The organism is Roseivirga sp. UBA1976 (genome assembly GCF_002336325.1).
GTDB classification, from domain to species: domain Bacteria; phylum Bacteroidota; class Bacteroidia; order Cytophagales; family Cyclobacteriaceae; genus Roseivirga; species Roseivirga thermotolerans.
In genome coordinates this window covers 1-12,676 of sequence record NZ_DDDQ01000108.1, presented here as the reverse complement: position 1 = coordinate 12,676, position 12,676 = coordinate 1, and the positions used below count along the sequence as shown (strand labels likewise).

The following is a 12,676-nucleotide window of genomic DNA, read 5'->3' as shown; positions in this document are numbered from 1 at the left end:
ATAAGTAGACAGTTGCCTTTTTTTACTTAATAAGTGTTTCGTTCCAGGTCTTTAGCAACTGCATGAGATTGTCTTTTTTTCGAACCGAAACGGGCAATATCTGGCCATTGTCCATCACAAGAAGTCCTCCTTCGCTACGCTCGAACCGCTTGATGTGTTGAATATTAACGAGGTATGAGTGATGTATGCGCAAAAAACGGTCTCCCTCCAGAATACCCTCATACGCTTTAAGGTTCTTAGATACCAGTATTTCGGAGCCATCGGCCAGGGTAAAACGGGTATAACTACCCTCAGCCCCACACCAAAGAATATCGTTCACTTTCACCAGATAAATACTCTCAGAATCAGTAAGAACTATTTTTTCAGGAAGCTGATTGGCTTTGTTCAACCGGTCTTCCAATACTTTTAGCTGGGCCTCAAGGTCTTTTACCAGACTAAACTGCTCTGCCTTGCGCACTGCATTTACCAGATCTTCCGGATCTATGGGCTTAAGCAAAAAATCGAGCGCACTGCATTGAAAAGCATCTATGGCATATTTGTGATGAGCCGTAATGAAGATCACCTGAGTTTCTAGCTTTTTGAATGAACGGATAAGGTCTATCCCCAGGCCATCACCAAGTTCTACATCTAAAAACATGAGCTCTGGTTGGTTTTGCAAAATTTGTTCTTTGGCAGTCGCTACACTATTGGCCTCACCGGCAACCACCACCTTGGGGCAATAAGTAGCCAGCATCTGTTTCAGCCCTTCCCTAATGCTTTTCTCATTGTCTATTATGAGTGTTTTCATGCTTAAAATTGTATTGGAATCTCAAAAATCACCTCTGTTCCCACCACTTCATTGGTTTCATTAAGCCTGTCTTTTACCACAAACGAGATATTCTTTTTTAGCTGTCTTTTCAGTAATTCAATTCTATCGCGGGTAATCTTAGTAGCCAGCGAAACATGTTCCTTGTTTTGCCTGAGTGCAGCCGAACGGCTAAGCCCCACACCGTTATCTTCTACCTTAAAGAGCATGGTATCTCCTTTCTGTTGAAATGAGATGGCTATAAGCCCATTTTTAATACTGGAGATACCGTGTTCAAGTGAGTTTTCAATGAATGGCTGGGCAAACATAGGAGGTATTTTTATTTCAGAGAGATGGTCTTCTACATTTACATCGAGCGTATAGTCAAAGGCATTTTCGAACCTTACCTTTTGCAAATCCAGGTAATGGCGAAGTGTAACTATCTCCTCTTCCAGGGATACAAAATCTTTCCGGCTGTTTTCCAGAATGCGCCTCATTAATTTAGCAAACTTAGAGAGGTACTCAAGCGCATGGCTACCTTGCCCCTGATTGATAAGGAAAAGCTGAATGGAAGAAAGTGCATTGAAAAGAAAGTGAGGATTGAGTTGAGTGCGAAGCAATTCGTTTTGTGCTTTTTGCTGGGCAATTTTCTCTTTTTCTACCCTGCGCTTAAAGAAATAAACCAACCATAACACCAGCAGTAGGCCTGCAACAACAATGGCTCCTATCATGAGGTTTCGAAACCTCAGTTTCTGTGCGGTTTGGGCCTGAAGCAACTCCAGATTTTCCAAAGCCGCCTGCTTTTTATCGGTTTCATAGGCAATCGCTAGTTTTTCCAGCCGCTCATTCACGGCTATTCGGCTTAGACTATCTTCCAAAAAACTAAGCCTTTGCTGATGGTACATTGCCTGCTTAAAGTCATTGAGATAGCTGCTAAGCTCTACCAACCATTTTAAGGTGCGTTGCTCATTGTCTACCGCTCCATACTCAATAGCCAGAAGTCGGCTCTTTTCGGCATAAGACAGGGCCTCTACTGCATTTCCAAGGGCAAACAAAGCCTTACTCCTTGTCAAATAAGAAGTGATAAGAAAGCCGGTTTCACCAATAGGCAATACGGCCTGTTCCAAATCTTTAGCATAAGCAATAGTCTGACTGAAGTTCCCTTTCAACAGATGAGCCACACTCAGGGCATTGAGGCAGCTCCAATAGAGTGAGGTCTCGTCAAGTTCAATGGCCAAATGGTAAGCCTCCTGCCCAAAATAAAGTGCCGAGTCGGCCTGTTCCAGACGGCCGTACACATTGCTCAGGTTTAGGGCAGCTGTCAAAACCTGCTTTTTATCGGCTATTTGTTGGGCTATGGCATAAGACTCTTTGTAGTAAGTTGTCGCTTCCATATCGCGCCCCAACTGCGCATAACAAACCGCCAGAGCATTTATAGAAGCCGCCTGCAAAGAAAGGCTCTCCATGGCTCTGGCCATAGAGAGAGCATCCTGAAAGTAGTAGACTGCCGAATCGAAATCATCGAACCGAAAGGAAAGGTTACCCTTAAAATAGACAAACCTAACCTCCTTTTCTTCATCGCGCCATTCGCGAGCCGTGGCAATGGTTTCATCAAGCAACCGGGTGGCTTCCTTGCGCATTTCCTGATACTTAAAGTGTAGAAACCAAATGTTACGTGCCTGAAAATAGGGAGCGTTCAACTCCTGTTCATAAGCTCTCTTTTCAATGACCGAAAGTCTACGCTCAAAACTCTCAAAATCGTTGATCGTGGTAGTATCATCGGCATAATTAAAGGTAAAAATAACCCGATAGAGACTATCGAGCTCCTTCATCATGGCCTCTTCGGTAGTTTCCTGACCCAGCAGAGGAAAACCGCCTAAAAAAAGGCTTGCTGATAAGCACAAATACCACACGCGCATTGGTACCATCCTATTAAAGTAAAACAAACCTGTGAAAAATGGGCACATGAAGAGCCTAAGATTGATAAGTGTTGGGTGTTGCTGAATAATTGCAAGCCAAGCGCAGTGCTACACATTGACCCTCAAAACGATTATGCTACCACTCTCATATTTGATTTTGAAATCAAATGGCGATTCACTTAACTTATCTGCTTGAATTAAATACTAAACTAAATTGCTAAATATGAAATCACTCCGAAAGTTATGTCTTCACGCTGTGTTGCTGCTTTCCATGTCGGTGATCGCATTGAGTAGCAGGGCACAAAGCGACCCCACCGGAGAGTCGGCCGTAACCCGCACCTATGCCTTGACCAACGCCACGGTAATAACCAAACCGGGCACCGAATTGAAAGAAACAACCGTGGTCATTAAAGACGGTCTTATTGTTCGTGTGGGTAAGAATGTACCCATTCCGGCAGAGGCTCAGGTTATAGATGCCTCCAAACTATACGTTTATGCGGCTTTTATAGACGGTATGTCGAATACCGGTGCCAAAAGACCTGAAAACCCGGAAAGACCTCAAAACCTATTCACTCCCGATCCGCCCAATGAATATGCGGGAATAACCCCAGAAAACAGTGTTATTGCCCAACTGGATGTGACCAACTCCAGCATTGGAAGCCTGAGAGAAGCCGGTTTTGCCATTTCGCACGCAGTGCCTTATGGACGAATGCTACCGGGAAGCACAGCTCTTATTCTATTGAACGATGCTGAGCATCCGGACGAAATTATTCTAAAGAAAGATGTGGCTTTATTTGCTCAGTGGATTGGAGCACCCGGTGCCTACCCTGGCAATATTTTGGGTATGATGGCCAAATGGAGAAACCTCTACCGAAATGCCGAACAAGATAAAAAGCACTTTGAGCTATATGCCGAGAATCCGGCAGGGCTTCCGAGACCGGAAAACGACCGAGTTAGCCAGGCGTTCTTCCCGGTAATTGCTAAGCAAAAGCCCGTTATGTTCAATGTAGATGGTGTGCTGGATGCACGTAGAGCCATGCGACTACAAAAAGACCTTGGTTTTCCTCTTATGGTGGCCGGTGTTGAGCAAGCCTGGGAGTTGACCAACGAAATTAAAAGCAGCAATACACCATTGTTCCTTTCGCTCGATGTTCCCGATGAGCCTAAAGATGCCAAAGAAGACGATAAGTCGGCCGAAATGAAAGCCCTTGAAGCCCGCAGAATGGAATTCTACAAGATTCATGTTTCTCAGGCTGCTAAACTTTCAGAAGCCGGAATTCCCTTTGGCTTCTCAGTAGGCAACGTAAGAGCCAACGCTGTACTCAAAAATGTAAGGACCTATATTGAAAATGGCCTTTCGGAAGATGCTGCTCTGGCCGCACTCACCACCAATCCAGCTTCAATATTTGGTATTTCTAACATTGCCGGTACAGTAGAGCAAGGCAAACTAGCCAACCTATTGGTAAGTACTGCTCCTATCTTTAGCAAAGATGCCCAGGTAAAACTGATGTTTGTTGATGGCGACAAGTTCGAGTATGAAACCAAAGAGTCTAAAGGTAATGGCCGTAACACCAACAACAATGCTGCTACAAGCAACGATCCTCTGGCCGGATCGTGGTCTTACACATTAGAAACCCCTCAGGGCGACCAGGGTGGTAAAATGGTGATCAGCCGTGAAAATGGAGCCTACTCCGGCTACCTGACCAGCGATGACGGAAGCCCTGACAACACCATGAACAACATTAGCTACAGAAACAATGAGTTGGCTTTCGATTTCACCATCGATGCTGGCGGTCAGTCTGTAGAAATTGTGGTAGTTGGCACTATCAACGGAAAAACCTACGATGCAACTGCAACTGTCTCATTTGGTGGACAGGATTTTAGCATGAACCTTACAGCGACCAAAGACGAGCAATAATGAACAGAACTATGAAAACGAAAAATATACTGGTATCCCTCCTCCTACTAGTAGGCTTCACCGCCTGGGGGCAGCAGGTACCAAAAGGTGACGTATTGTTCAAAGGTGGTACAGTACTCACCGTAACCAACGGTACTCTCGAAAACACCGATGTGTTGGTAAGAGATGGAAAAATTGCCAGAATAGGCAAAGGACTAAGAGCTCCAAATGGAGTGGAAACCATTGATATTACAGGCAAATACCTTATGCCGGGTATTATTGATGCCCACTCTCACATTGCCGGTTCGGCCATCAACGAAGGCACAAGCCAGGTAACTTCTGAAGTAAGCATGGAAGATGTGGTAGACCCTTACGATGTATCCATATACAGAGCCCTGGCCGGAGGTGTGACAAGCATTCACCTGATGCACGGATCGGCCAACGTAATCGGTGGTCAAAATGAAACCATGAAGCTCCGTTGGGGACTTACCGACCCCGATCAGTTACGTTTTGAAGGAGCTCCGAGAACCATCAAGTTTGCACTTGGAGAAAACCCAACAAGAGGTGGTAGAGCACGTGGTATTCAACCACAGAGTAGAATGGGTGTTGAGAACATGCTGCGTACCTCTTTTCAGCAGGCTGTAGAGTACAAGAAGAAGTGGGAAGCCTACAGAGCCGATAAGAATCCAAGAAAAGTAGCTCCTGAATACGACCTCAGGCTACAAACTTTGGTAGACATTCTGAATGGAGACGTACTGGTACACTGCCACTCTTACAGAGCCGATGAGATTTACATGCTACTGAAAGTATTCTCTGACTTTGGTATTCCGAAAATCACCTTCCAGCATGCCAACGAAGCTTACAAAGTAGCTCCAGAACTTGCTGCCTTTGGTGCCAGTGCTTCCGTATTTGCCGACTGGTGGGCATACAAGCTTGAAGTATATTACTCAACTGCTTACAACGCAGCCATTCTTACCGAAAATGGAGTACTTACTTCCATTAACTCCGATTCAGGAGAACTTATCCGTCACCTGTTTCACGAAGCCGCCAAGACTCAGAAGTACGGTGACCTATCGGACGATGAAGCCCTTGCACTCATTACCCTCAACCCTGCCAAGCAATTGGGTATTGACAACCGTGTAGGCTCAATAGAAGTAGGCAAAGATGCAGACATTGCCATATTTGAAGGCCATCCGCTTTCAGTATACGCCATTCCGCAAATGACTTTTGTAGACGGTGTAAAGTATTTTGATAAAGCCAACGATAAAGCTGACCAACGCATTTATGTAGACCCGGAATCTTCTATTGAGAAAATCACCATTTTCGATAGAGAAGATCAGCACAGATGCATGGAAGGAGCCAACTTTATCAACTTTGAAGATTTATTTTCTAACCAAAAATGATAGAAGACATGAAAAAACTTAGAAAGCTGTTTTCTGCATTGTTAATGCTCGCCATCATCCCACTTCTGTCATTTGGTCAGGAAGATGATCAGGTAATGAAAGCCCGAAATGGCAAATTTGCATTGACCAATGCCAAAATTTATACCGTAACCAACGGTATTATTGAAAATGGTACAGTGGTAATTAACAATGGAATTATTGAAGCCGTTGGAGCCAATGTACAGATTCCGAACGATGCGGAAGTGATTGATTGCGGAGGTAAAGAAATTTACCCGGGCATGATTGACGGTGGAACCACTCTGGGCCTTGCCGAAATTGGAAGTATTGCCGAAGCCAACGACTACCGTGAGTACGGAGAGTTAACACCTCAGATGCAGGCACTTACGGCTGTAAACCCTAACTCGGTGGCAATTCCGGTAACCCGCGTGAGTGGAGTAACAACTGTATGGACAATGCCGCAAGGTGGCTTTTTGCCGGGTACTGCAGCAGCCATTAATCTTTTTGGCTATACGCCAGATCAGATGTATGCCGGACAAAGAGGCATTGTAATGAACTACCCCTCTACCGGGGCAGGAAGACGCTGGAGAAGACTTTCGGAAGACGAACTGAAGAAACGTCAGGAAAGAGCGCTCAAGCAGGTTAACGATACCTGGGATAAGGCTGAGCTTTATGCCAAACTTCAAAATGCCGATGACTTACGTAACTACCCTGAAATAGAAGCTTTGGTTCCTGTGGTAAAAGGTGAAATGCCTTTATTCATTGAGGTAAATGCGGCCGAAGACATACTCAATGCCATTGAGTGGGTTAAGAAAAGAGGCTACAAAAAAGTGATTCTAACAGGCGTTTCAGAAGGCTGGAGAGTAGCCGATGAAATTGCCAAGGCCGGTCTTCCGGTAATCACCGGCCCTGTACAGGCTATACCTACAAGAGAATCTGACAACTACGATGCCGCTTACGCCAATCCCGGAATTATGTCTAAGGCAGGAGTTAAAGTAGCGCTTAGAACCATGGAGTCTGAGAACGTTAGAAATCTCCCCTACCATGCCGGTTTTGCTGCTGCATACGGAATGGGACGCGAAGAAGCATTGAAAGCCATTACTATCAATGCAGCCGAAATCCTAGGCATTAGCGACCAGGTAGGATCTATTGAGGTAGGCAAGAAAGCCAACATCTTTGTAGCTACTGGCGATCCGTTCGAAACAGCAACTAAGATCACAGACTTGTTCATTGATGGCTTCAAAGTACCAATGACTTCTCGTCAAATCAGGCTTTACGATGAGTTCCTGAACAGAACTCCGGGTGTAGACAAAACCAAGCCGGTTATCGATATTAAAAAGAAATAACCAACCCTTACTTACAGCTAAAGAGGCTGTTTCAGAGTTTTTACCTGCGCGGTAAGGCTTTGAATACAGCCTCTTTTTTTATTCATAACAGGCTTACTTACTTAAGTCGATTGGCGTATGTTTCCTCATTTTGCTACCATTTTTGTCTTCATCAATCGCGCCTATAAGGCATAGCGAAAACACAGTTTATCGCTCAAGTTGTCTGCCTACTTCTGTGTGAACCGACTAAGTAATCCTAATAAATAAGTTAACTTGTTCAACCCAAGCTTAGCATATTATGGCCCACAACCCAAACATTAAAGGAATTGAACCTGTACTTCCCACCACCGATATTGGTCGGGATCTTAGTTGGTATGAACAGTATACCGGTTTCACCTATGCCTTTGGAGACCACATGTATAGTGGTATGGTGCGCGACCAGCTCTGTATTCATTTGCAATGGCATGCCGATACCCCTGAAGACCCACTACTGGGCGGTTCGGTCGTCAAGATATTTGTAAAAGACATTCAACCCTGGTACGAAGAGTTTCTGGAGCGCAACACTATTAATGAAGACAGTCTCCGAAAAAACACCCCCTGGGGCACCCACGAGTTCGGTTTCTTCGACCTGAATAAAAATGCATTGTTTATTGTACAAGACCTTTAAAAACATAAGCCTTGAAAGAAGTCATTCAGCAATTCTACCAGTCGTTTCAACAGCTCGATGCTGAAGGAATGGTCAAATGCTACCACAAAGAGGTTGTCTTTGAAGACCCCGCTTTTGGCAGGCTTGAAGGCGTGCGAGCTGCCAATATGTGGCGCATGCTTTGCGATAGTCAGAAAGGCAGGGACTTTGCCATAAAGTATACCAAAGTAACGGAAGACTCAGCCTACTGGGAAGCCTTCTACACATTTAGCCCTACAGGCCGAAAGGTTCACAATAAAATTATTGCTCAGTTTGAATTCAAAGAGGGGCTCATCGTAAGGCATACAGATTTTTTCGACTTACACCGCTGGGCTAAACAAGCCATGGGTTTTAAAGGAGCTATACTTGGCTGGTCAGAATATTTCAAGAAAAAACTACGACAACAAACCCATCGCATGTTGAAGAAATACGAGCAGAGGCATCCCTAATTTTCCACTATCGGTTCACGTTTGGTGTCCAACTTCTTTAATTTCAACGCACAAAAACTATCCAATTATGAGAAAACTACTTTTTGCTATCACAGCTTTCTCCCTGGTCTTTACACAGGCCTGGGCGCAAGGCAATGTGGTAGACCAGATTATCAAAGAAGCCAACGATAATTCTATGCTCGAGCAATTGGCTTATGAACTGCTCGATAAAAATGGCCCGCGCCTGGTGGGAACTCCCCAAATGCAAAACGCTCATGAGTGGGCTGTTAATCGCTACAACGGCTGGGGAATTAGTGCCAGAAACGAGCAATGGGGTGAGTGGAGAGGCTGGGAACGTGGCATTACCCACGTAGACCTTATTGAGCCGCGTGTAAAAACCCTCGAAGCCATGCAACTGGCCTGGAGCCCTCCTACCAATGGAATTGTGGACGCTGAAGTAACAGTTATACCAAACGTTCAAAATGAAAGCGAATTTAAAAACTGGCTTAAGACCGTAAAAGGCAAGTTTGTAATGATAGACATGGCCCAGCTTTCCGGCCGACCTGACTATAACTGGGAAAAATGGGGCACCAAAGAGTCTATTGAAAAGATGGAAGCCGATCGCAGAGACGCCATGCGCGCCTGGGGTGAGCGAATCAGAAACACAGGGTACAACAGCCGGGAGTTACCGGGCGTATTGGAAGAGGCCGGAGCCGCAGGAATTCTTATATCCAACTGGTCCAGAGGATTTGGAGTAAACAAAATCTTTGGTGCGCGTACCAAAAGCATTCCTACCATAGACATTGGCTTGGAAGACTACGGAACACTCTTTAGAATGGTTGAGTATGGTGATGTGCCAAAAATTAGAGTGGAGGTAACCAATAAAGACCATGGTACAGTACCTACTTACAATACTATGGCAGAGATAAAAAGCGCGGTAAACCCCGATCAATATGTTATGCTTTCTGCCCACTTCGATTCGTGGGATGGAGGTACAGGAGCCACCGACAATGGTACCGGCACAATCATAATGATGGAAGCCATGCGAATTCTCAAAAAAGTATACCCTAACCCTAAGCGCACCATTTTGGTAGGGCATTGGGGTAGTGAAGAACAAGGACTAAACGGTTCAAGCTCATTTGTAGAAGATCATCCAGAAGTAGTAAAGGGTCTACAAGCACTCTTTAACCAAGACAACGGTACCGGCCGGGTAGTAAACATTAGCGGACAAGGCTTTTTGCATGCCTATGAGTTTATTAATCGCTGGTTAGAACCTGTACCACGCTCTATTAGCAACGAAATTAACACCAATTTCCCGGGAGCTCCGGGTGGTGGAGGCTCAGATTATGCCTCGTTTGTGGCAGCCGGAGCACCAGGCTTTAGCCTTAGTTCACTGAGCTGGGATTATGGCACCTACACCTGGCATACTAACCGTGACACTTATGACAAGGTGGTATTCGATGACGTAAGAAATAATGTTATTCTCACGGCTATTTTGGTATACATGGCTTGTGAAGACCCTGAGTTCTTCCCGAGAGATAAGGCCGAATTAGGCACTAACCCTAGAACCGGGCAACCAAGAGAATGGCCATCGCCAAGAAAACCTACCCGAAAAGGAGGCAACGACTAGGCATACAGCTAAACTAAAAAGAGGTTGTCTCAAAAGTTTAACTTCGCAATACCAAGCGGCAAACTTCTGGGGCAACCTCTTCTTTTTAAGTCAATTACAACCCTATAGTCTTGGTCTGTGTCTTAAAAAGTATGAAAAAAGCCTTAATACTTATACTGTTGTTAAGCCTGTCTTATGGTTGTGAAAAAAGTGTCTTCCCTGTTTGCGAAGGCATAGACCTGGAAAATAGCTCCTGGCTTCAGGATAAAATAGAGGAGCTGGAAAACTCGGGCATGAACGAGTACAATTACATTCAAAAAGCCACTTATCAGGGGCAGCTCGTACTCCTGTTTGGCAACTGTTGTCCTATGTGCGGATCTATATTTTCCGTTTATTCATGTGAGGGTACTCTCATAGGCCATATTGGTAATGAAATAATGATAGATGACCTTCAGAACCCCACCCTACTTTGGAAAGCGTCAGACTCTCAATGCACCTTCTAAACTTCTTTACTTTGCACTTACCATCTCGAAAATAAATTCATCACACACGAATAACTCCCCTCTATTTCCCCCAAAGGGTTTGATGACATCATTGGCCTTTACCAACATGAAATTCACCATCCTGTTAGGAACAATGAACTCTAAATCATCAACATTAAACTATAAACCATGAACCGTAAACCTTAAACATTCCCCCTCAACCACCAACTCCAACCTTAAAATTGAACCCGAGTTCAAAAAAATGCATTAGGTAGTTCAGTAATATGCATCCTCTCAGAGCTCATATAGAAGAACTCATTCCACTCAGCGATAAGGAATTCGAATTTATACTCAGTCATTTCTCTCATGTAAAAAAGCGCAGGCACCAATACCTGGTGCAGGAAGGAGACATAGCCGACAAAGAATTCTGGATTGTGGAGGGTTGTGTTCGCAGCTATTTTCTTGGAGAAGATGGTAAAGAACATATCCTACAATTTGGTATGGAAAACTGGTGGATTACCGACTACGAGTCTTTCGTATTGCGAACACCTTCCAAAACATCTATTGACTGCATGGAAGATGTTGAACTCTACTCTATAAGCCACGAAAACCGTGAAAAGCTCACCTCAGAAATGCACAAAATGGAGCGTTTTTGGGCAAAGAAAAGCAAGCTGGGTCGCATTGCTTTGCAAAATCGTATTCTTTCCATGATGAAGAACACCGCCAAAGAGCGCTATGAACTCCTTCTAAGTCAGTATCCTCAACTACTACAGCGAGTGCCCAAAAAGCACATAGCCTCCTATCTGGGAGTATCTCGGGAAACATTGAGTCGCCTGAACGACTGAAAACCTGTGATATACATCACTCCTAAATGGTGACCTGGCTCCTGTGGTGTCTTACCCTCTCTAGTGAACTTTGCTCCAAAACAAGTTCAATTATAAGTAAGCGAATATGCCATACGTAAACATTCAGGTTACTGACGAGAATGTAACCAAAGAGCAAAAATTGCAACTCGTACAGGGAGTTACACAACTTTTGGTCGATGTACTCGACAAAAATCCGGAAACTACCCACATAGTCATTCAAGAAGTTCCGGTAGATAACTGGGGAGTTAGAGGAAACCTTTATTCAACACTTAAAAAGCAAAAGTAAGATGAGTACTAAACGAATAATTATTACCGGGGCTTCAACCGGAATTGGCAAAGCCATTTCCCAATATTTTCTGGACCGAGGGCACCAGTTGGTTATAAATTCAGCCAACGAAGAACGGCTACTCAATACTGCCAGAGAATTGGGCACAAACCGTGTACAAACCGTAGTTGGCAACATAGCCGAACGAGAGGTAGGCCAAAGGCTGGTAGATACTGCCGTGAACACTTTTGGAGGGGTTGATGTCTTAATCAATAATGCGGGGGTATTTGCTCCAAAGCCTTTTCTGGAAGTCACAGAAAACGATTTGGAACATTACATGGCTATTAACCTAAAGGGTACCTACTTTACTTCGCAGGCAGCAATTAGGCAAATGCTCGCCCAAGGCACCGGGGGCGCCATAATAAACAATGGTACCGTTCTGGTTGACCATGCCATTGCAGGATTTCCTTGCTCGGCACCTCTTGTTTCCAAAGGAGCTATTCATACCCTTACGAGACATCTAGCAGCAGAATTTGGAAAAGACAACATACGTGTCAATACCATTGCTCCAGGAATAATCCGCAGTCCACTTCAGAGTAAAATTGGCGTTGAAGATGCCGATAGTCTGGCAGGATTACACTTGCTCAACCGAATTGGCGAAGCTGAAGAAGTAGCCGAAGCTGCCTACTATTTGGCTTTTTCAGGATTTGTAACTGGTGAAACATTAAACCTAAGTGGTGGCCATTCTATTGGCCACGCCATCTAAACCATTCATTTTATGTACAAAGAAAACATTCAATCAGTTGTAGAGGTCATTGAAAACTACTTTGATGGCCTCTTTACAGGCGATATCCAAAAATTAAAGCAGGTATTTGATAGTCGTGCCTGGCTTTATGGGAATATTAAGGGCACCCCCTATGAAAAAAACCTGGAGGAGTACTTGGAAGGGGTAAAAAACAGAAAAAGCCCTGAAAGTCTTGGAGAGAGCTTTGCCATGGAAATACTGGCTGTTGAGG

The 12,676-nt window shown here is 44.6% G+C and carries 13 protein-coding genes; 11 read left to right on the top strand and 2 right to left on the bottom strand.

Going from position 1 to position 12,676, the window contains the following annotated elements; all coding sequences use genetic code 11:
• Positions 1-22: 22 nt before the first annotated feature.
• A complete protein-coding gene (locus B3763_RS10825; protein ID WP_189631061.1) occupies positions 23-787 on the bottom strand; it encodes a LytR/AlgR family response regulator transcription factor in 765 nt (254 codons plus the stop codon).
• A gap of 2 nt (positions 788-789) precedes the next feature.
• Positions 790-2,703, bottom strand: a complete 1,914-nt coding sequence (locus tag B3763_RS10820; protein WP_286746380.1) for a tetratricopeptide repeat-containing sensor histidine kinase — start codon at positions 2,701-2,703, stop codon at positions 790-792.
• Between the two features lie 223 nt (positions 2,704-2,926).
• Here B3763_RS10820 and B3763_RS10815 point away from each other — a divergent pair, with 223 nt between their 5' ends.
• From B3763_RS10815 to B3763_RS10765, 11 genes are all read left to right on the top strand, one after another.
• Positions 2,927-4,621, top strand: a complete 1,695-nt coding sequence (locus B3763_RS10815; RefSeq protein WP_189631059.1) for an amidohydrolase family protein — start codon at positions 2,927-2,929, stop codon at positions 4,619-4,621.
• An 11-nt stretch (positions 4,622-4,632) separates the two neighbouring features.
• A complete protein-coding gene (locus B3763_RS10810; protein ID WP_189631058.1) occupies positions 4,633-6,003 on the top strand; it encodes an amidohydrolase in 1,371 nt (456 codons plus the stop codon).
• Positions 6,004-6,011: 8 nt separating this feature from the next.
• Complete coding sequence (locus B3763_RS10805) at positions 6,012-7,346, top strand: amidohydrolase family protein (RefSeq protein WP_189631057.1); 1,335 nt, start codon at positions 6,012-6,014, stop codon at positions 7,344-7,346.
• 277 nt (positions 7,347-7,623) lie between these two features.
• Positions 7,624-7,992: a glyoxalase/bleomycin resistance/extradiol dioxygenase family protein gene (locus B3763_RS10800; protein ID WP_286746376.1), complete on the top strand. Its 369-nt coding sequence runs from the start codon at positions 7,624-7,626 to the stop codon at positions 7,990-7,992.
• 11 nt (positions 7,993-8,003) lie between these two features.
• Positions 8,004-8,459, top strand: coding sequence for a nuclear transport factor 2 family protein (locus B3763_RS10795; protein ID WP_286746374.1), 456 nt, complete (start codon positions 8,004-8,006; stop codon positions 8,457-8,459).
• 67 nt (positions 8,460-8,526) lie between these two features.
• Positions 8,527-10,068 carry a M20/M25/M40 family metallo-hydrolase gene (locus B3763_RS10790; RefSeq protein WP_189631054.1) on the top strand — a complete coding sequence of 514 codons (1,542 nt, stop codon included), beginning with the start codon at positions 8,527-8,529 and terminating at the stop codon, positions 10,066-10,068.
• Between the two features lie 131 nt (positions 10,069-10,199).
• A complete protein-coding gene (locus B3763_RS10785; protein ID WP_189631053.1) occupies positions 10,200-10,550 on the top strand; it encodes a hypothetical protein in 351 nt (116 codons plus the stop codon).
• Between the two features lie 263 nt (positions 10,551-10,813).
• Positions 10,814-11,374 carry a Crp/Fnr family transcriptional regulator gene (locus tag B3763_RS10780; RefSeq protein ID WP_286746371.1) on the top strand — a complete coding sequence of 187 codons (561 nt, stop codon included), beginning with the start codon at positions 10,814-10,816 and terminating at the stop codon, positions 11,372-11,374.
• Positions 11,375-11,480: 106 nt separating this feature from the next.
• The gene (locus tag B3763_RS10775; RefSeq protein WP_189631051.1) at positions 11,481-11,681 is read left to right on the top strand and encodes a tautomerase family protein; all 201 of its coding nucleotides are present in this window, start codon (positions 11,481-11,483) and stop codon (positions 11,679-11,681) included.
• A gap of 1 nt (position 11,682) precedes the next feature.
• Positions 11,683-12,426, top strand: a complete 744-nt coding sequence (locus tag B3763_RS10770; RefSeq protein ID WP_286746368.1) for an SDR family NAD(P)-dependent oxidoreductase — start codon at positions 11,683-11,685, stop codon at positions 12,424-12,426.
• Positions 12,427-12,438: 12 nt separating this feature from the next.
• On the top strand, positions 12,439-12,676 hold a 238-nt coding region (locus B3763_RS10765; RefSeq protein ID WP_286746366.1), incomplete at its 3' end, for a nuclear transport factor 2 family protein.